At 62.2% G+C, this 19,727-nt stretch carries 18 protein-coding genes and 3 pseudogenes; 8 read left to right on the top strand and 13 right to left on the bottom strand.

Annotation, left to right across the window (positions count from 1 at the left end; genetic code table 11):
* Positions 1–25 precede the first annotated feature (25 nt).
* The 7 genes from XH85_RS13935 to XH85_RS13905 form a co-directional block, all read right to left on the bottom strand.
* Positions 26–1,024: a polyprenyl synthetase family protein gene (locus tag XH85_RS13935; protein ID WP_128937264.1), complete on the bottom strand. Its 999-nt coding sequence runs from the start codon at positions 1,022–1,024 to the stop codon at positions 26–28.
* Between the two features lie 154 nt (positions 1,025–1,178).
* A complete protein-coding gene (locus tag XH85_RS13930) occupies positions 1,179–2,522 on the bottom strand; it encodes a cytochrome P450 (protein WP_128932244.1) in 1,344 nt (447 codons plus the stop codon).
* Positions 2,522–3,367, bottom strand: a complete 846-nt coding sequence (locus tag XH85_RS13925) for an SDR family oxidoreductase (RefSeq protein ID WP_128932243.1) — start codon at positions 3,365–3,367, stop codon at positions 2,522–2,524. Before XH85_RS13925 ends, XH85_RS13930 begins: the two co-directional genes overlap by 1 nt.
* A 4-nt stretch (positions 3,368–3,371) precedes the next feature.
* Complete coding sequence (locus XH85_RS13920) at positions 3,372–3,662, bottom strand: ferredoxin (RefSeq protein ID WP_128932242.1); 291 nt, start codon at positions 3,660–3,662, stop codon at positions 3,372–3,374.
* 1 nt (position 3,663) lies between these two features.
* Positions 3,664–4,953 carry a cytochrome P450 gene (locus XH85_RS13915; RefSeq protein WP_128932241.1) on the bottom strand — a complete coding sequence of 430 codons (1,290 nt, stop codon included), beginning with the start codon at positions 4,951–4,953 and terminating at the stop codon, positions 3,664–3,666.
* Positions 4,954–5,043: 90 nt separating this feature from the next.
* The gene (locus XH85_RS13910) at positions 5,044–6,246 is read right to left on the bottom strand and encodes a cytochrome P450 (RefSeq protein ID WP_128932240.1); all 1,203 of its coding nucleotides are present in this window, start codon (positions 6,244–6,246) and stop codon (positions 5,044–5,046) included.
* Between the two features lie 16 nt (positions 6,247–6,262).
* Positions 6,263–6,457, bottom strand: coding sequence for a cytochrome P450 (locus XH85_RS13905; protein ID WP_245473552.1), 195 nt, complete (start codon positions 6,455–6,457; stop codon positions 6,263–6,265).
* A 548-nt stretch (positions 6,458–7,005) separates the two neighbouring features.
* Between XH85_RS13905 and XH85_RS48005 the strand changes: the two genes are divergently transcribed.
* On the top strand, positions 7,006–7,080 hold the full coding sequence (locus tag XH85_RS48005) for a DUF2235 domain-containing protein (RefSeq protein WP_245473559.1): 75 nt from the start codon (positions 7,006–7,008) through the stop codon (positions 7,078–7,080).
* On the opposite strand, the gene XH85_RS45020 is transcribed toward XH85_RS48005, so the two are convergent.
* Entirely contained in the window at positions 7,044–7,184 is a 141-nt protein-coding gene (locus XH85_RS45020; RefSeq protein ID WP_164934614.1) for a hypothetical protein, read from the bottom strand. The two genes, XH85_RS48005 and XH85_RS45020, sit on opposite strands and share 37 nt — an antisense overlap.
* A 77-nt stretch (positions 7,185–7,261) precedes the next feature.
* Here XH85_RS45020 and XH85_RS45015 point away from each other — a divergent pair, with 77 nt between their 5' ends.
* On the top strand, positions 7,262–7,429 hold the full coding sequence (locus tag XH85_RS45015) for a hypothetical protein (protein WP_164934615.1): 168 nt from the start codon (positions 7,262–7,264) through the stop codon (positions 7,427–7,429).
* Positions 7,430–7,742: 313 nt separating this feature from the next.
* Here the strand turns inward: XH85_RS45015 and XH85_RS48000 are convergent.
* The 4 genes and pseudogenes from XH85_RS48000 to folE form a co-directional block, all read right to left on the bottom strand.
* A pseudogene (locus tag XH85_RS48000) lies at positions 7,743–8,273 on the bottom strand (IS1634 family transposase); the annotation flags it as partial.
* Positions 8,274–8,357: 84 nt separating this feature from the next.
* Positions 8,358–8,681, bottom strand: a complete 324-nt coding sequence (locus XH85_RS48260; RefSeq protein WP_245473551.1) for a hypothetical protein — start codon at positions 8,679–8,681, stop codon at positions 8,358–8,360.
* A gap of 306 nt (positions 8,682–8,987) precedes the next feature.
* On the bottom strand, positions 8,988–9,464 hold the full coding sequence (locus XH85_RS13880) for a 6-pyruvoyl trahydropterin synthase family protein (protein WP_128932238.1): 477 nt from the start codon (positions 9,462–9,464) through the stop codon (positions 8,988–8,990).
* Positions 9,461–10,168, bottom strand: coding sequence for a GTP cyclohydrolase I (folE, locus tag XH85_RS13875; RefSeq protein WP_245474089.1), 708 nt, complete (start codon positions 10,166–10,168; stop codon positions 9,461–9,463). Before folE ends, XH85_RS13880 begins: the two co-directional genes overlap by 4 nt.
* A gap of 1,885 nt (positions 10,169–12,053) precedes the next feature.
* Between folE and XH85_RS13870 the strand changes: the two genes are divergently transcribed.
* Positions 12,054–12,509, top strand: a complete 456-nt coding sequence (locus XH85_RS13870; RefSeq protein WP_128932237.1) for a GNAT family N-acetyltransferase — start codon at positions 12,054–12,056, stop codon at positions 12,507–12,509.
* A 425-nt stretch (positions 12,510–12,934) separates the two neighbouring features.
* Here the strand turns inward: XH85_RS13870 and XH85_RS46590 are convergent.
* Positions 12,935–13,692 (bottom strand): annotated as a pseudogene (locus XH85_RS46590) (IS701 family transposase); the annotation flags it as partial.
* Positions 13,693–14,793: 1,101 nt separating this feature from the next.
* Here XH85_RS46590 and XH85_RS13850 point away from each other — a divergent pair.
* The 5 genes and pseudogenes from XH85_RS13850 to XH85_RS13835 all read left to right on the top strand — a co-directional run bounded on the left by XH85_RS13850 (position 14,794) and on the right by XH85_RS13835 (position 19,724).
* The gene (locus XH85_RS13850; protein WP_128932234.1) at positions 14,794–16,119 is read left to right on the top strand and encodes a DUF3422 family protein; all 1,326 of its coding nucleotides are present in this window, start codon (positions 14,794–14,796) and stop codon (positions 16,117–16,119) included.
* Between the two features lie 255 nt (positions 16,120–16,374).
* Positions 16,375–16,523: pseudogene (locus XH85_RS47990) on the top strand (VapC toxin family PIN domain ribonuclease); the annotation flags it as partial.
* Between the two features lie 388 nt (positions 16,524–16,911).
* Positions 16,912–17,325: a hypothetical protein gene (locus XH85_RS46585; protein ID WP_245474087.1), complete on the top strand. Its 414-nt coding sequence runs from the start codon at positions 16,912–16,914 to the stop codon at positions 17,323–17,325.
* 172 nt (positions 17,326–17,497) lie between these two features.
* Positions 17,498–17,857: a hypothetical protein gene (locus tag XH85_RS46580; protein WP_245474086.1), complete on the top strand. Its 360-nt coding sequence runs from the start codon at positions 17,498–17,500 to the stop codon at positions 17,855–17,857.
* Positions 17,858–18,365: 508 nt separating this feature from the next.
* Entirely contained in the window at positions 18,366–19,724 is a 1,359-nt protein-coding gene (locus XH85_RS13835; protein ID WP_128937262.1) for a M16 family metallopeptidase, read from the top strand.
* Positions 19,725–19,727 lie beyond the last annotated feature (3 nt).

The raw sequence follows: 19,727 nt of genomic DNA, 5'->3' as shown, positions 1-19,727 counted from the left end.
GGCGAGTCCATGCGGGCGAGCGCGCTCATGCGCATGGCGCGTGCTTGAACAGATACGCGTTGGCCCGCTGCAGGATCTGCGCCAACCGTTCCGCACGCGGCCCCAACGGGGCGACGGCCTCCCCGGCGTCGCGCAACAGATCCGTCACGAACTGCCGCGCTGCCTGCAGCCCCATGATCGACGCGCAGGTCGGCTTCCGCGCCGCCGCGTCCTTGCCGGGGGTCTTGCCCAGCGTCGCGGTATCCGCTGTCGCGTCGAGAATGTCGTCGATCACCTGCAACGCCAGGCCGAAACAGGCGCTGTAGCGATCGAGCGCACAGTACAGCGCAGCGTGCGCGGCATCCTCCGCGATGGCGCATAGCGCGCCCATGCGAACGGATGCGCGCACTAGCGCTCCGCACTTCATCCGGTGCATCACCAGGATCCTGTCCAGCTCAACGTGCTTTCCAACCAGCGACAGATCCATGGCCTGCCCGCCCGCGGCACCCTCGGCGGACACCGCCTGCGCCAGTTCGCGCACGAGCGCGATACGGTTGTCGCCCGGCGCATCCAGGCTCGCCAGGGTCAGGAAGGAGTGCGCCTGCAGCGCATCGCCGACCAGGATCGCGGTGGCTTCGCCGAACTTGACGTGCACGGTCGGAAGGCCGCGGCGAAGCACGTCGTCGTCCATCGCGGGCAGATCGTCGTGGACCAACGTACAGGCGTGCATCATCTCGATGGCGGCACCGACGTCATCGAGTATGTGCGCCGGCGTGTCGGCCAGTGCGCCGGCAGCCAAACAGAGCAAGGCGCGGGTGCGCTTGCCGCCATGCAAGGTGGCGTAGCGCATCGCCGCCATCAGCTCGGTCTCACCGTCGTCTTCGGCGCAGAGAAGACGCGCCAGCGCCTGTTCGACCCGCTTTGCGCCGTCCTGCATCCAGATCTCGGGCAGCAGCCTGCCGGATGCGCCGCGCGCCTGCGCGCCCAATCCGCCGTTCGCGGAAACGCCAGCTCGGTCTTCGTGTGGCGTGGAACCGGTTTGCATGTTGTTCATGTCCTTGTACCTGCCAGGAGACGGACACGGCGAGCGGCGAGTCGCCGCGGTGTTGCCGGCCTCGCACCGAGCGCGCGCGCCGAGTGCAGCAATGCCGCGCGTCGCCGGCGCCGCTGCCTCACCACACGGGGCATGCGATGCCAGCTCATGAGAATCCGATGCGGATAGCCATGGACGGATGTGCGGTCGGGTAATAGCGCCGGCCTTTTTCGACGCCGCTCAGCAACCGCGGCCGCACCCCGGCCTCGTGCATGGTCAGCGCCAGGGCGATACAGAACTGCACCAGTTCCAGCCATGCCAGGTGGTAGCCCATGCAGACGTGTGGGCCGGTACCGAACTGCAGCATGTCCACCGGCCGGATCGGCTCGGTGCGTTGCAGCCACCGCGCCAGCCGAAACTGATCAGGCGCCTCATGCAGCAGCGCCGAGGTCGAGAAATGCAGCAGCGGGATGCACAGATCGGTGCCCGCGGGAATGCGCAGTTCGCCGAGTCGCAATTCACGCAGTGCGCGACGCACTAGGAGCGGCGTCGCCGGATGCACGCGCAGCGTCTCGCGGAACAGCGCCTCGGCGACCGGACACTGCGCCAGGTCCGCCTGCCGGGTCGGCACCGCGCCTACGCGTTGCGCCTCCTCGACCAGGGCGTCCCACAGCCCAGGCTGCCGCGCTAGCTCGATCACCATCCAGGCCATCGTCGAGGCGGTGGTGTCGTGACCACCAAGCAGCAGCAAGCGGATATTGGCGACCAGGACGTCATCGGAAAGCGCATCGTCGCTGCGATCGAAGGCGCTCACCATGTCGTTGATCAACCCGGTGCGCGCGGCATGTTCGCGCGCGGCGCGGACGAACTCGCGCAACTGCGCATCGATCCAGTCGCGGGCGGCGCGGCCGCGCCGCAAGGGCAGTCCGGGCAGGTCGACTGGCGGCGCGACGATCAACTGCAGCAGTTGCCGGTACTTGCGATGCCATCCCGGCAGGTCCTGCGCGGGGATTCCCATGAGACTGAAGATGAGCTTGAGCATCAGATCGGCGGTTTCGCGCAGGATGGTGACGTCGCCCCGGTCGCGCCACTTCTGCACGCGCGCCCGGATGATGGGCGCGAACAGCTCGCCGATGCCGGCCTGGGTCAGCCCCTTGGGCAGAAGCGCCGCCTGGATCGCATCGCGCGCCTGCCGGTGCGCGATGCCATCCTGGGCAACCAACGTTCCGCCAAACAATTCGGGCGAGATGTCTTCGATCAGCGCCGAGGACACGTCCTTGTGCCGGAGCAGTGCGAGAGCATCCGGATCCAGACTGGTCATCAGGTGTCCGGCAGGGCCGAAATCTAGCCAGAAGTGGCTGCCCAGCGTCCGTTCCGCGCGCCGCAGCAGGCGCGGCAGGTCGCAGACGACGGCGGGAAGATGCCCGACCAAGGGAAAAGCGCCGGGCACGACCGGGATGTCGTGCCGCAGCCGATGCCGACGGTTCAGCGGGTTGAGCAGCATGTCCATCAGCAGCGCGGCGCCGCGTCCGCTTCGGCGGTCTCGCCGGCAGGCCGCGCGACGCGGCTGTTGCCACCGTCGGCGTATGTCGGCACATGCGCCAGCATGCCGCCGTCGATGCACACGACCTGGCCCGTGATGAACGCAGCATCGTCGGAGAGCAGGAACGCCACCAGCGCGGCCACGTCCTCGGGGCGGCCGACGCGCGGCAGGAGCTGGTGGCGGCGCAGATGCCGTTGCATGCACGCGTCCAGCTTGGCGAGGAGTCGCTCGGTCATGATGAGACCCGGCGCAACCGCATTGCAGCGGATCTGCGCATGACCGTACTGGGTGGCGAGCGAGGCCGACAGCATGTTCATCGCCGCCTTCGACGCGGCGTAGGATGTCAGCGCGGTGTCACCGCTGAGCCCCTGGCACGACGACATGTTGACGATCGCGCCACCGCCGCGGGCGATCATCCGTGGGATGGCCTGCCGGCAGCAGAGCAGCGTGCCACGCAGATTGGTCGCCATGGTCTGATCCCAGACCGCCAGGTCCAGCTCGAGGATCGCGCGGTCGCGCGCGGTCAGATGCATCGCGCTCGCGTTGTTCACCAGCAGGTCGACCCCACCGAAGTGCCGGTCCGCCGTCTCGAACAGCGCTGCCACCGCCTGCGCATCGGCGATGTCGATCGCCAGGGCGAGCGCGTGGCCCGCTTCGGTCGCGATCTGCGCGGTACAGGCGATAGCCGCCGAGCCATCAATGTCGGCCACCACCACTCTGCCGCCCTCGCGCGCGATGGCAAGGGTGCATGCCTTGCCGATGCCGGCGCCGGCGCCGGTCACCACGGCCACTTTGCCTTCAAACCGTCCCATCGTGTCATCCTAGATTGTGTTGGTCTTTCGCGGCATGCCGCTCGGCCTCCGCTGGAGAAGGCGCAGGGTCGGTGCTGGCGCGCTCGCCATCGCCAGCGTCGCTTTCGATGACCCGAATGGCGGCGACCGGGCACTGGCTGGCCGCGAGCCGCACGGCGGCGTGCAGCGCCTGCGGGACCGTCGCCACGCACACTTCGGCCACGCCGTCCGGTTCGCGCTGGCGAAAGGTGCCCGGCAGCGTCAGCACGCACTGCCCGCTGGTTCCGCACAGATCCTGGTCGACCATGACGCGCATCTCAGCTCCCCTGCGCATGCAGCCGCACCGGCAGCGCGCGGAACGTCCGAAGGAACGCCGAGGGCTCCCGGGTCGGCTGCTCCGCCAATGCCAGCGTGGGGAAGCGGGCCTGGATCCGCGGCAGGCTCTCGGCCAACTGCACCCGGGCCAGTTGCGCGCCGAGGCAGAAGTGAATGCCGTGGCCGAAGCTCAGCATGATCTTCCCGTCGGTCGACATGCCTGGACTGGTGCCGTAGAACCGCGCGGGATCGAAGCGATCGGGATCGGCGAAGGCGTCCGGGTCGCGATTGCCGGACGCGATCAGCACGCGCACGTCCGCGTTCTTCGGAATCACCACGCCGCCCAGTTCGATGTCGCGCTGGGCGATACGCGGAATGGAGCTGAACATCGCGGGCGCGTCGCAGCGCAGGACTTCTTCGACGAATGCCTTCACCCCCACGGCGTCTCCCTGCAGCCAGTGCCGCTGTTGGGGATATGCCAGCATCGCCAGGACCGCATGGTCGATGGTCGCAGCAGTGGTGGCGAAGCCGCCCAGCAGCATGCCCCACAACATGCTGATCAACTCGGCATCCGACAGCGTGTCGGCATCATCGTCATGTGCGCCGACCAGCATCGACACGATGTCGTGGCGGGGATCGGTGCGCTTGCGCTGTATGAGGCAGCCGAAGTAGGCCTTCACTCTGGCACTGGCCGCGTCCGCCGCGGCGAGCTGGGGATCGCTGGCGTGCGGGCTCAGGCCTTCCAGAATGGCGCCGATGCCGGCGGCGAGCCCAAACATGTCGTCCTGGGGCATGCCAAATAGTTCCGCGAAGACCAGCATGGGCAAGGTCAGGGCGAATTCCCGATGCAGGTCCACCGCCTCCCCGCGCTCCAGCGCGGGCGCCATGCCGTCCAGTCGCGCTGCGACGATGCGCGCGATGCTCGGCCGCAGGTTGTCGATCTGGTGCATGGTGAAATCGCGCGAGATCAGCCGGCGCAGACGCGTATGCGTCGGTGGGTCCTTCATCGCAAGCGTGGACGCCAGCAGATTGAGCGACAGGCTTCTCGCCGCACGCGGGAAATAGCGCGCCAGTTCGCCGGGCGCAGGTCCCCGAAAAGCATCGCCCGTGGCCTTGAGAGCCCAGTAGATGTCGGCGTGGCGGCTCAACAGAAAGAGGCCCGACGCCGCGCGGTGCACGGGATCGTGCTCGCGCAGCCACCGCATGAAGGGATACGGGTCGTGGATGCACGCTGGCGACGCCAGTTCGGCGAAAGCGTCTTGACATGCTGCCGGGGTTTCTTGCACGTCGATGGTTACCTGTTGGCTGGCTGATCTGACGGGCGCGCGCCAGGCGCGCCGGCAGTTGCGGAGAAGATCGCGATCCCCGGCGGCGTCCGCGCCTCACCAGAGCACCGGGAACTCCTCGAACCCACCAGTGATGATCTCCTTGCGCAACTTCAATTGTTCGGGCGACACGGCCAGGCGCAGCGCGGGAAAGCGCTGGAAGATCGAACCGAACACCACCTTGAGTTCCAGCCTGGCCAGCGCCGCGCCGATGCAGCAGTGCGGCCCGGAAGAGAACGCCAGGTGCGGCTCTCCGTCGCGTCCGATGTCGAAGATTTCCGGGTCGACGAAATGGCGCGTATCGAACGACGTCGCCGGCAGGCCGACCAGCACCTTGCTTTCCGGGGGAATATGAACGCCCGCGATGGTCACGTCGGTCCTCGGATAGCGCATGATGCCGTCCCAGCCCGCGCCCGGCGGGTACATACGCAGGATTTCCTCCACCGCCTTGTCCACCAGGGATGGATCGCCGACCAGGCGTTCGCGCTGTTGCGGATGGCGGAACATGGCCAGCAGGCTGAATTCGATCTGCGCGACGGTGCTCTCGTGGCCCGCCACCAGCATGCCCGCCGCCAGGCCGATCGCCTCTTCCTCGGTCGCCTTGCCCTGGTCAACCGCCGCGAGCAGATCCGTTAGCAGGTTATCGCCCGGATCCTGGCGCTTGTCCCGCATCTTGCCGCCAATGTAGGCGCGCAGTTCTTCCCAAGCCAGGCGCGACGCGCTGCGCGGGCCGCTTTCATGCTGGTGCGTCATCACCTCGTCGGACAGCCCGGCGAAAAAGGCGTGATCCTCGTAGAGCACGCCCATCAGCGCGCTGATGACCATGGCCGGAAGGGGAAATGAGAGGTGGCGCCGCAGGTCGGCGGGCTGGGGCTGGGCCGCCAACGTCTCGAACAACTGCGCGGCGATCGCCTCGACCTGTTGGGCGAGTAGCTTCATCCTGTGGTTGCTGAAGGCCGGAGCCACGATCGTGCGTAACCGGGCATGCTCGCCCCCCTCGTGCGAGACCAGCCAGCCCGGCGAACCGAGAATCACCGAATCCGGGGTGAATGCCGCCGGCGGCATTCCCGCGGGCCGGAACACCGCGTCAGACAGCACCGCCTTGGCCTCGTCGTAGCCTGTCACCCACCAGCCTTCGTGCCCGGACGGGAAGCGCACGCGGTGGATCGGACCGTTGGCGCGTAGCACCAACATCTCGGGCGAGGGCTCGATGTGATCGACGCGCCACATCGGCAGCGTCGGCAAGGGTTGTTCGGACATGGTGGCACTTCACTCTCTAAGCGATGGAAGGGCGGAAGGTGACCGGCGGGCGCTGCGGGCAGCGAATGACGTAAGACGGCATGTAGACGACGTCCTCCGCGGCGATGATCAGCGCTAGATCCTCCAGTCGCACGAACAGCGCGGGGAAGGCGCATCGCAATTGCAGGCGCGCGAGCGCAGCTGCCCAAGCAGAAATGCGGCCCTTGGCCAATCGACAGGGTGCGGGTTGTGCCGGGTGACATCGAACCTGTCGGCATCGCCATAGATCGACGACCGTAGGGATTGGTGAAGGAGGTTCGACCGTACCTTCCGCCAATATAGCCTCCGGACCAGTCCCACACCGCCGGTGGCAGTTTCACTCCTGGCTCAAGGTTCGCCGCTTTGGTTGCACCGCTCGCGACGGGAGCAATTGTTGCGGCTCCCAAAAGAAGCACTCTAGATCGCATCCAACGCTTGCCTGCATTTTCTCGGTCAACACCGAGCGCCAAGTCACTGCCACAGCAAACCGTCGGAGGGGACCAGACGCGAAAACCATCGCAGTGCGATTGGCGACGATACCGTGAACAGAGCAAATCGCGTGCCGAAGTGAATTCGCAGGCTCAGCAGACACTTCGTAGCGGCGCGTAGTGTCAGGTTTCTGGCATTGAGTCTTAATGTCGACAACCGGCCCAGCAAGTGCCCGACAAAGGCCTGCTCTCGTGCTTAGTGTACGGGGCAGCCCTTGCGCGATATTTCAAGCATGCGGATTGGCTGTAGCAGGTGTGGTTCGCCGGAAACCACTCCGATGTCGGCGGTAGCTATCGGGAAAGCGAAGCCCGCCTCTCCTCGCGGTAGCCGTTGCGCTGCGCCAGCCGCTCGGGATTCTTCTCGCCGTAGGCCGCTCCGGTCTGGCCTTCCACTTCCAGCTCCATCAGTCGCTGGGCGGCAAAGCCGATCATCTCGCCCCCAGCTGTTTCCGGGATGGCATTGATCTCCGCTTGCGCGAAGAGCGCCGCCGACGGCCGCCACGCAAGAGATGCTTCGCATCATTGAGACCATCGCGGCCGAGCATGATGTCGCGTTGTTCCGCCGTTTCGAAATCATGCGCTATTGGCATGTCAAACGTGGTATCCCGATCGACCAGATGATCAGTAATTTCAACGAAATTGGCTGCATCAGAATGATTGGAGCTACAACTGCATAGCTCAAGCCCTCTGTGATGGCTTGGCCGAAGCGGCGGTCCGCGGTCTATCTGCAGGCACTACACCCCTCCTATCCTCGGGACGCCCGACGTCGACAAGCTGATGAACCTTGGCACGGCTACAGCCAAAGCGAATTGACACAAATCCGCGCCATCGCGGAAGAGATCAAGCGCCGGACCGGTCGTATCGAAAGTCAGCGCGCCCTCGACACCGCCCCGGCCGTCCTATGATTAGGATAGCGCGAAGCGCTCGCCGGCCGTGATCAATCTGAGGCGCCACCGGCCGGGTCAGCTCTCAGATCGGTGCGAAGCCCTCGCTATGGCCATACTGCGCCAGCGGACATTGGCGGCCCTCGAAATAGGACGAGGTCACGTCATAAAGCACCAGCATGCCGTCCTTGAGATGCCGCTTGGCCAAGCCGTTCTCAATCCGGGCCTGGCGCGCAAGGAGCCAATCCAGCGCCTCATAGGCTTCGCGGTCCTTGACATGGCCAAGACCTAACACATCGCCCAGGCTCGTCGTCGCCGTCTCCTGATCCACCGCACGCACAAAGTCCAGCTTCGAGTGCGGCGTGATCAGCCGGTCGAGCGAATCTTGCGGATCATCCCCAAGACCGCCGCGACATGACCGCGCGGCAAAGACCGCTCGATTGATAGCTCCCTGGGCTCCCCACCCAGCAACGTCCCGCCTTTGAGCAGCGTCTTCAGCGCCTCGATCACCTCCCAAGGCAACTTGCTCAGATTAGCAAGCGTTCGCTTCTGCGGCCGCCCCCCGCTCGTCGCGATAGGGCTCCCGCAGCAAGACCGCGGGCGCAGAATCTCGGTTTGGCACGACGTCAAACGGGATGGCCCAATCGCGCCCAAACCCTTGGCGCGATTCGCTCTTCAAGTAACGGGAAATGAAAGCTTCAGTTTAACGCGCACCGGTTGCTTACCGCACGCCGAGAAACTTGTGCGTCTGAATGCTGACACGCCAGTCGCGCGCAGTCGCCTCCTGAATGCAAAGCTTCGTCGCCTTCCGGCTTTGGCTCAAGGGCTGCAGCCATATCATCGGCATGAACTCACGAGGGATGTTGAGGGTCAGGAGCTTCTCGATGTCGGCAGGCTTGCCCACGCAATGTTTGATCTCGTTGCCACGCCGCGGCGCTTCATCCAAAACAACGAGGCCGCCGGGCATGCCAACTTTCGGGCTGATGGTCACCCGCGTGCAGGGGTGCACCTGAATGGCATGGGTGCCCGATGTCTCCAACTGCACCGAGAAGCCAGACTTGATAAGTAAAGTCGTCGATGGCTGAAGGTCGTACCTGCGGGCTCGCCACCCGTGATCACGACATGCCGAGCCCTAAACCCCTGCACGGCGAGCAATATTTCCTCCGGCGACATCATAGCCCAGGTGTTGGCGTCCTCGACCTTGGCCGTGATCTCGGCTATCGACACTTGGCGTGCTGGATCTGCGATCCATGTGTGCTTGCTGTCGCACCAGGGGCAACCAACTGGGCAGGCCTGTAGCCGCAGGAACACGGACGGCGTGCCGCTCCTGCAGGCTTCGCCCTGGATACTTTCAAAGATCTCGTTGACCGGCAGCACGGCTCGTTCCCCGATAGATCGCGCTGTTCGCACCGTGCTCTTTGACTTCGACAGATGCAAGCCGGCAACGCGGAGCAAGTCGCTCTGTCAGCAGCCACTTGCTCGCGATGCCGTAGACGTGCTCGGCAAATTTTTCGCAGCCGACAGCAGGTAGCACAACGATATCCGCCACGCCGCGCCGCGCCGCTTCGTGGAACCATTCAAGCTCCGGATCGTCCGCAGCTACGACGGTCTTATGGTCAAACGTGTCTTCGAGGATCGCTTTCAGCTCTTTGAGGCCGCCAAAATCAACGACCCAATTCTTGTCGTCTAGGGTGTCGGCCTCGAACTCGAAGCGAAATGACAACGAGTAACCGTGCAGCAGACGACAGTGTGACAGCGCGCGCCACTGGCGAAATGTGGCGGATAGTCCGATTTCATGACCGTATGTCTTCGTCGATAGGTAGGTCACGGTTGATCCTTGATCAGTGCCATAAATTCGCTGCGCAATGTCCTGTCGTCGCGGAAAGCACCGCGCATGATGCTGGTTATCATGATAGTGTCAGTCTCGCGAACACCACGCCAGATCATGCATTGGTGTTGCGCCCTAACGATGACGGCCAATCCCTTCGGCAGGATACGGCGTTCCAGTTCGTCCGCCAGCATAACAGCGGCCTCCTCCTGGATGTGCGGGCGCGACGTGATCCAGTTGGCAAGCCGCACAAATTTGCTGATACCGATCACTTTTTCACCGGGCACCACGCCGACCCACATGCGGCCAGTCATGGGTACGAGGTGATGCGAGCACGTCGAGCGCACGGCAATGGGACCCAACGTGTAGAGTTCGTTCAGGCTCGGGAAGTCCGTGACCTTGGGCGCGGGCTCAAAGCGCCCGGCAAAAACCTCGCGCACGTACATCCTGGGAACGCGCTTCGCGGTCGCTTTGGTATTGTGGTCGCGGCTGGTGTCGATAACCAGGGCCTCAAGCACAGCCTGCACGTGCTGCTCGACCTCGGCTTGGATCACATCAATGTCACCTGGCAGCAGATATTCTGCGATATTGTCGTTTGCCGCAAACGACGCGCCGGCGTCGCGCAGGCGTTCACGGATTGCGTGCGTAGAGCTCATCAGAAATCCTGTGCCGGGAGCTTCGCCTTTAGTTTGCGTGAACGACATGATCTGCGGTCGTCGTGAAGAACGACGGAAGGACCTGCGATGGACAAAGCTTCAATTGGGGAGGTGCCTCACCGGGGCAGTGTTTGGTATCAATTTGCATACGATCGAGAACTTTCATCTCTCCTGCGTCGCTGACCGAGAGACTACTATTGCCGAAACGGTCCTTTAGCATCTCCCTGCAATCAGCATGCCGCAAAAGTATCTGTGCGAGACTTGCTTGAGGAAGAGAAAATCAATGCACTGTGCCGCGCCGGCCGATCATTTGCGCCTTCGCGTCGGGATGCAGACATACACGCCGACAAGCGGACACGATTGAAGCGCCAGCAAAAGCAGCCAAATCTTACCCGCCCCGAAGTCAGCAGACAGTTAATCGGCCCTGTGATTGGCGCGAAGAACCGATGAACGGGACATCCGAACGCATCAAGGTCGAAGATGTCGCCCAACTAACAGGCGAGAACAAGAGAACTATACAGGCAGCGGCAGCTCGAGGCGAAATTCCTGGCCCCGCAAAGCTATTCAAGGCTTGGACATTTGACGAGGTCAAATTGCTCACGTGAATCGCCACCAAGGAGCGCGAAGCGTTGACGCGGCTCGCGAAACTCATGGCAGCATGAAGCCGCGGCAAGCAACGCGCTCATGGCCTGACCAAGCCAAGCCACGTGGTCTCCCGGGTTCGGGCACCAGTGAAGCTAGATGCGAACGGGCAATGGCGAGGCTCCGCAGCCGAAGAGGATGTACCGACTAGCAGCGCCTGGACCTGGTCCGCGAGCCCAGCTTCCGCGAGGCGACAGGAAGAGATTGCAACACGCCAGCACCTTCTCTACCAAATCGAAGGTCGTGGCCGAACCGCTTCTTTGTTGACGCGGTACATACCGCCGAGGACGTCGGTGTCAAGGCGACCCGACCGGTAAGCCGAGTTCATCGTCGAAAATCCCAACACGATCGAGCAACTCTTGATCGGCGCGGCGTATTGCCTGACGGAAAAGCCCCGACGCGTGCTGCGAACCTGTGCGCGGGCCTTTTTTGTAGCAAGAGCGCGCCAAGCGAGGCGGTTCCGGTGCAAATCGACTTTGCCGCGGAGCTAAGGAGTGATTTTCCCGCGGAGCGTGCGGCAAAACGTGCTGTAATGGGGGTGATTTGCAGATTTCATTTGTTCGATCGGGCTTACTCGGCATTCTAATCTCGGCGAGCTCGCTTGCTGTGCTGGCGCACGGTCTATTCGGTGCCGGGGCCGTGGTGACCGGCTTGTTGCTGGCCTGTCCTGTGACGCCCCTGGCCGCGCTGGTTGAATGACGCGTTGTTGACTCGTTCAACCTGTGCGATGGGCTGTTTGTCGTCTTTGTGGTGACGGTTGGCGTGTCGCTTTCTACTAATGGCCATGGAAGCGACCTCAAGGAGCTGGCGCTTCTGGTGATCACGCTGGGCGGCTACCTGGCGGGGCGCCTTTGCGGCGAGCGCGAGATCCGGCGGGGACTGATGATTATCGGGTCCCGCGGTGATGGCGGCCGGCGCGCTGGCGACGTTGGTTGCCTTAGTCGAGCAATGGTTGGCGCCGGTGAAATGCGCGAATGGGGAGTTATCGTCTCGACCCGATCGCTCTAGACGACCGAGAGGATCCTGTCATTGGCTATCCGAATCCTAACCCAGCGGTCCTTCTGGCGGGGGATCCATGGCTACCATTCCAGAGAGCTGGTCTCCAAACATCGTGACTGGTAAAGGATTCAGCACCGAGGAAGGAGATGGCCGATATCTATAGACTGCGATCACAGAGCGATTGAGCTCGGCTCCCGAGAGTCAAAATGCGGTGGAGTGCATCACAAATGTCACGCTGACGCTCGTGGCGCAGAGTGATTCAATTCCGATGCGGAGCAGACAGGAAAGAAAGATGCCGGTCATATCCACACGCCGCGCTGAAGTCACAGATGCCGGAACCGTCGCCCGCTTCGTTTATGCTCTCCAAGTCGAGCTCTTGGGCCGGATGGCCCCGGGGATCGAAATCGTCACGCAAAGCGCGGCGACAGTTCTTGCGGATGTCAGCGTCGTCGCGGTGATCGCCTGCGGAGACAACGAGCCGGTTGGCGTCATGGTTCTAAACGAATGCACTGCGATCTACGCTGGCGGCAAGTTCGGAGAAATCTCGGAGCTCTATGTTCGCCCCGACATGAGATCGCAGGGCATTGCGCCTCATCTGATCGCGGTCGCTCTGTCCGAAGGACGCGCGCGAGGATGGAAGCGGCTGGAGGTCGGAGCACCGTGGCAGCCGAAATGGAAGCGCACCCTCGACTTCTATCTGCGCAACGGCTTCGAGGAAGTCGGCCCCCGGCTCTGCCGCATGATATGAGCGGGTGGGGTCAACTTAGAATAGTCGTCCTTGGATGACCAAGAAGCTGAGCAGATCAATCATCCAAACGACTCCCGCTCGGGAAGCGAATCGGCGCGCTAGCTTGGAACCCAATGTTCTTCGTTAGGGCCGTTTGATTGGCCGGAACGAGTAATTGTGTGCGTTCTGGACTTATGTTTTTTATTTTTGTAGTGGGCTAATGGCACTGCTGTATTTGCCCCTGAGAACGACGACACTGTCTTGGTGTGTTCCGTCGGGTGCCCTAACTAGCATTACAGTTACAATTTTTGCCTGAGATGGGCTTTGCGCGCCGTTGGCCTGATGAGCCCTGCGCCAGGACGACCATGCGAGAACGTAGGCGTGCGAGATGCGCCGTTGGGCAAGCTTCATGGCGATGCGGCGGATTTCCTGGATCGACAAGCGGATCAAGAACGATGCTTCGGTCGAGGCCGCGGTCGCGCTTTTTTGAGCGATGGTCCAGTGTTGGTTCGATGACGGATGACGGCCATCATGGCGAAGGCCAGCATGACGAGTGAGACATGGCGATGCCAGCCATGCCAGGAGCGGCTTTCGTTGTGGTCAAGCCCGAGCTCGTTCTTGGTGGTTTCGAAGCTGTCCTCGATAGCCCAGCAATGGCCTTCCCACCGACACCAGCTTCTGCACGGAGGTGCCCTTGGGGCACCATGTGGAGAAGAAGGCCAAACTGGCGTCAGTAACGTTGCGACGGATTCAGACGACCCCGCGTCCATTCTCCGGCAAGGTCGTCGTTGTATTCACCAGCGTCGAGATCGGCCAACTCAAGATAGGCCCAGTCGTGCCAGCGCGGACCTTTGGTCCCTTCGCCGGACGCCGAGCGGTGCAAGGCCTTCTTGGGAAGGCTCTGCGCGATCGCGGAGGCGGTGCCGGCGACAAGCTGCTGCTTGCCCCAGGAACGGAACACGTGATTGGAAGCACCCCCCAGAACATAGCCTTTTCCCGCCTTGCGCAGCAGGGTTTCGATCTCACCTGTGCCATACACGCTGTCCAGCGCCCCGAACGAGAACGGCACCTTTGCGGCGATCGCGCGAGGGACCATTCGACGCGCGATCTTGGGCTTCGTCGCGAAGCCCACATCGCTCCGGACATGCGCGGCTTTCAGGCGAGCGGGGTGGTCCGTCCATTCCTTTGGCAGATAGAGCGCCCGGACTCGTTGTTGCCGGTCGTCTTGAAGGTGCCGATGGTCGCCATGGTAGTTCTCCTTGATCTCTGTGTTCCGAGCCCGCACCTTGCGGCCTTGATGATGATCGACAGGCCGGAGGCGATCGACGGCGCACCCCGCAGGGGCTCAACAGCAAAGAAGGAACTTTCTTGTTTCGCAGGAATGACGGCGCAGCCGGCAGGGGATGAAAGTTGTGACGCCGCTGTTGCGCCATAGCCGATCGAGGCTTCTTAGCCGGCCTTCGGCCAGATCGATCCATCGAAGAGGCCGTTCGTGCGCTCGATCCGAAACAGAGCTGACATCAACGAGAACGTGGCGATCCTCGCGTCCCGCAAAGACCGGCGAGCGAATTCAACGGAAACCGGATCTCGGCTGCGTGGCTACGAGGGATCAAAACCTCCGCGACCGCACTCGAGCAATACGCCAGCCAAGTCGAGTCGGCCGTACTTGTGATCCGCCGCTATTCCGTCGGTCGCTCACGACATTCGCCACGTATCTACCTCACTGCGGTCGAGCCGCGGCGCTTGCACTGCCCTGAATGTCACCAAAAAAGGCGATGACGGCGTGCGCTCCGGCTGCGTGATCACGTCAACCTCACGCGACGTGATGTTATCAGCCCATCGGCCAAGCCTTGCCCGGCTTGTCCGGGCACGGTCTGTCGCCCGCCTTTGCATGGACAAACCCGTCCACAGCATGCCGTCTCAGATAATGTAGCCGCCTCGCGAGCGATCACCGTGCGAAGCAGGCAATTTCCTGTGGCCTGCGCCACGTACGCATCCTGTCAGAATACAAGCGCGCTTCATGTCTGAAACCCGCCTCCAATGGTCTTCGAAAGCCACATTGCGCCAAAGGACGCGAGCGTGCCCCTTCTACAGTGCTGGCCCAAATCCTGCACCGCCTCTCCGCATCAGGGCGGCGGCAGCAAGATGGGAGTCGTGTTTGGGCCTCGATCTGTCAATCGACAATGTGGTTGCCGCACCGGAGGTCGCCTGTCTGCACCCCGCTGGGGAACGGAAGACGCTCCTGCTTGCCACGGCCTCGCGCGGCTGACGGTTGCTTGCTCACCCTGAAGAGAGGCGTCAATACATGGTCGATGAATTGGATCTGCGAACCTTCACGCCACATCCGCAACGCGACGCCGTGCTCGGCGAAGTGCACGCACGCCCTTTCACGCGCCTTGTTTCGCCATTCAGCGTGATCCACTTGGCTTTTCTTGCGCAGGGTGAGGCGGCCACAAGCGATCGCTGCCGCTTTATCGATTTTTGCCTCGAGCGTAATGTTCCGCCACCTGAGCAATCGGCGAAACTTCATCAGATTGTCATCGGGCCCGCTACGCTACGCTGGGAGCAGCATTCGGAATTCGCAACATTCACCTGGATCTGGAGTAACACAAATGGTTCTGCCGCAGACCGATTTGACAAAGTTGATGGTACCGTCCGATCGCTGATCCGCGCGTTGCGTCAGACCGGACAGTTGCTGGTCGCGATCAGGCTAGAAGTGGAGCAGGACGCCTCGCCGACCGGGCGCGCCGAACAGGTTTTTGACAAGAACAGCCTGGCCATGGTTGCCACAAAGAGCGGCGCAGGCGTTGCCGCCTCAGACTTCCGCGTAGACGAAAAAGGCTTTACGAAAATCCTCGTCTGCGACCTCGGATTGAAGTCGCACGATCTCGGAGCGCTGGTGCAACGGCTCCTGGAGATCGAGACCTACCGTCCACTGGCGCTGCTTGGCCTGTCGGCGGCCCTTGAGCTTGCACCTTCCGTTGATCGCATCGACCGCCGTCTTGTTGAGGCGCTCGAAAAAATGCAAAGGGGTGAGGGGCTGCAGTTCAACAACCATCTGCTTGCCGAGCTGACGGCGCTGGCCGCCTCCTTCGAAAAAGGCGCGACCGGCAGCCTGTTTCGCTTCGGCGCCAGCAGGGCCTACAACGAGCTGGTCCAATCGCGACTGTCCATCATTGAAGGCAACGATGTCTCGGGTTATCCAACCTGGTCGTCGTTTCTGGCGCGCCGCATGGCGCCCGCAATGCGCACCTGCGCGACCGTAGAGGATCGTCAGGCGGCACTGTCGGTCAAGCTCGCGCGTGCCGCCGATCTGTTGCGAACCCGTGTCGACGTGGAAATCGAACGACAACATCGTGACCTGTTGCAGGCTATCAACGAGCGCGCCAGACAGCAACTTCGGCTGCAGTGCACGGTCGAAGGATTGTCGGTCGGGGCGATAGGATATTATGTGGTCAGCTTGTTTAGCTATCTTGCCAAGGGCGCGCATGACGTCGGACTGCGAGTAGAGCCCTCGTTCCTGACCGCAGCCTTCGTGCCGATCGCAGTCGGCGTGATCTGGCTGGTGAGTTACAATGTCCGAAAGAGACACCTCAAGCACGACAACGCGCCCTCGGTTGCTTGCGACTGAAGCTCCTTAAGGGAATCAGTGCCCATCCTGCGAAGCTCGCATGGTCGTGGTGCGACGCTGCCGCAAGATCGGGGCCGGCTCCTGCGCAAGGTAATGCCCCGCCCGGTCAAGCCGGGCGAGGCATTTTTGGATCGGGTCAGTCGCCGTTACGACGGCTGGGGCGGGACCATCCGGCAGGTATTCGAAGCGCTCGCCGCTCGTTGGTGCCGATCTCGACCGGACGCGCTCCCGTGAAGAAGGGCGTAAGGCCGATCTGTGACGCGCTATCTTCTCGACAAAACATCATCAGCAACATCGTCAAGCCGAAGCCGTCTGAGTCACTATTGGCCTGGATGGGGGAGCAGCGCGATGAAGATTTGTTCATTGCCTCACTGACAGTGGCCGAAATCCGGCGCGGCATTCTTCATTCGCACCGTTGTGACGGACAACGAAAAAGACTTTGCCGGGCTTCAGATCATCAATCCATTGCGCGGCGGCTTGTGGGGGGAAATGCATGACGGGAGGGGCGCCTGAACCCATCGAGTATCAGCTCATCGGTCTAACTCAGGACGGCAATGCTGGCGACCTCCTGCTTGGGCTTGATCAGAAGCAGGGGCGCATTCGCCTCCAGGCGCTGATCTCCGAATGGCTCCGCATGGAGAACCTCGTCGTCGACGGGTCAGGCACGTCGGTTTCCACCGGCGGTAAAACCATGGCGAACCTTGAAGCCGCCGTCTTCGAAACGATTGAGGTTCTCTCCGACGCGCCCGCCTCAGTTGGCCTATCATCAAGGCGCGTCGGGATGCCGTCTCATTGGCCGACTTGCTCGACGAGCCCACCTTGGGGTTTGAGCAATGGCTATCATTGCCAATTCCCTCGTCGTTGGTAACTCAAAGGACGTACCATTTTCTGGCGTCACTTGGCCGGGCACGCCAGCTCCAAGCCTTGATGACCTCCAATGGTTTGTTGATCGCCTGCGCATGTCGATCTTCTCGGAGTGCGCCCTTGTCTTTGCCTGACTCCGCCAAATCGAAGTCTGCAAGCGAGATCGCGCCGCAGCTTGCATTTTTGTCCAAGCTCGTCGCGCGTGACAGCAATCTTGGCCGAACCCATCTCTTCACGCTGAATTACGACACGCTATTCGAGCAGGTACTGGAGTTGCTAGGCATCCAATATTTCGACGGCTTCACTCGCCGCGCAGCCGCTTGCTTCGATCCATCGGTTTAGATCCGGGTGAGGTCGCCGAAGGCCGGGTGCGGCGCTTCGACAAGTTCCTGCACTTCTACAAACTGCATGGGTCCATTCATTGGTTCGAGCAGGACGGTGAGATGCGCGCGCGGCATCCTGACCTCGTCCCCTTCCGAACCATGGAGATTTGAATCCGGATGAGAAGGCGGCCGTGCTCGTCAAATTGGCCAGCGGAACGTCATCGGTTGGTACCCTGCCGACTGCCAACAAGTTCGCGCAGACCCTGACGATGCCCTATGCGCATCTCTTCCGGTCCTTTCAGGTACGCCTCGGTGTCCCCCAGACCTTCCTGCTCGTTCTCGGTTACAGCTTTGGCGATGATCACGTTAGTCGCATCATTGAGAATGCGCTCATGAATTCGTCGTTGGTGATGCTCGTGGTCGAACCTAACCCAGCCAGCCCGGTCATCGAGCGGGTGCGCCACTATAAGGATCTCGGCAAGCGCGCCTTCGTTTTTGTGCCCGACGGATGGCGCCTTTGTTGCTGCCAAGTTCAAACACGCGACGTTTGATGATTTCGCCCGCTCGGTGATGCCCGACGTGCAATGGCTGGACGACTTCCTGCGCCTGCGGCGATTCGAAAAGCAAATAGCTTCGTCCGCGACGCCCGCTGAACCCGCTCCGGGGCCCTAAGATCGATAATCCACGTCTCGTCGGCCATATTGTCTCGGTTCAAGGCTTCCGGGTGAAGGTGGAATTGCTGCCAAATTGTAGGGGGCTCCTTGCGCCTTGTCGTATTCACGACATGGCGACAGCGGACCTTTGGACAGGATAAGCGTTGGTTCGGCTTTATATCCAGGTGGCGCGCACCCTGGCGCAGGCCATGGCGAATGGCCCAGCCTTTGCTTCATTGCATTTCGGACGGTGTCGGTTGCCAATCTTGGTCTGCCGCCACAGTCGGTGCATATGTACGGAACGAAAGGCGTTACCATGAGCGATCGGAGTTCGGTCACCGCCAACACAAAGGAGACCGCCGCCGGTGCCTTCCCGACGACACGGACTACGCTGGTCGAAGATAGAATGAGGGATAGCACTACTACTCCTAACCAATACGGTTCTCACGAGGGCGGCGTTCTTGCTCAGGCAAGGTGGGATCGACCAGCCAGCTTTGCGCTTCAGAATGGGCTCGAGGTTGTGGTGATACCGGATCATCGGACGCCCGTCGTAACTCAGATGATCTGGTATAAGGTCGGCTCGGCGGACGAGCCACCCGGAAAATCGGGGCTGGCGCATTTCCTTGAACATCTGATGTTCAAGGGCACATCGAAACATCCGCCGGGTGAATTTTCCCAGGCCGTGCTCCGCGTCGGCGGCTACCGAAATGCTTTCACCGGCACCGACTATACAGGCTATTTCCAGCATGTTCCGCGCGAGCATCTCGGCCAGATGCTGGAATTTGAGGCCGACCGCATGACCAATCTCATTCTTAAAGATGAGGACGTGCTATCCGAGCGCGACGTCGTGCTCGAGGAATTAAATATGTCCGTCGCCAACGAGCCAAGTGCGCGGCTCGAGGAGCAGATGATGGCGGCGCTTTACCTCAACCACCCCTACGGCCGCCTCATTATCGGCTGGCGGCAGGAGATCGAAAAGCTTGGCCGCGAAGACGCGCTCGGCTTCTACAAGCGGTTCTATGCACCAAACAACGCTATCCTAATCATCGCCGGTGACGTAGATGCGGGCGCGATCCGCCCGTTGGTGGAGACGAGTTTTGGCGGCATCCCCCCTCAACCACGGATCCCGGCGGAACGCTTGCGACCTCAGGAGCCGCCTCCGGCCGCGCCGCGCACCGTGACGCTGGCCGATCCCCGCGTTGAGCAGCCAGTCCTGCACCGCTACTATCTGGTGCCGTCGGCGCGCACTGCGGTCGCGGGCGAGAGTCCGGTGCTTGACGTGCTCGCGCAATTGATGGGTGATGGCATCAACTCATATCTCTATCGCGCGCTGGTGATCGACAAGAAGCTCGCGAGTAGTGCCTCGGCGAGCTACGAGCCCGCCGCGCTTGATTCGTCGCTACTCACAATTTCTGTTACACCAGAACCCGGCATCGAGTTCGGGCAGATTGAATACGCCATCGACGGCGTGATTGGCGGTATTGCGCAGCATCCTGCGCGCACAGCAGATATCGAGCTGGTCAAGACGCGGCTGCTCGCTCGAGCAATCTATGCCCAGGACGACCAAGCAAAGCTTGCGGCCTGGTACGGCAGCCGGCTCACGACAGGACTGACCATCGACGAGATCCGAGGCTGGCCGGACAGCATCCGCGAAGTCAGTGCCGCGCAGGTGCTCGCGGCCGCGCGCAAATGGCTCGACAAAAAGCGCTCGGTGACAGGCTATCTCGTCAAGGAACCCACCCAAAGACACGCGGAGAGGCGATAATGG

Source organism: Bradyrhizobium zhanjiangense, assembly GCF_004114935.1.
GTDB lineage: Bacteria > Pseudomonadota > Alphaproteobacteria > Rhizobiales > Xanthobacteraceae > Bradyrhizobium > Bradyrhizobium zhanjiangense.
This window is presented reverse-complemented; position numbering and strand designations above follow the sequence as displayed.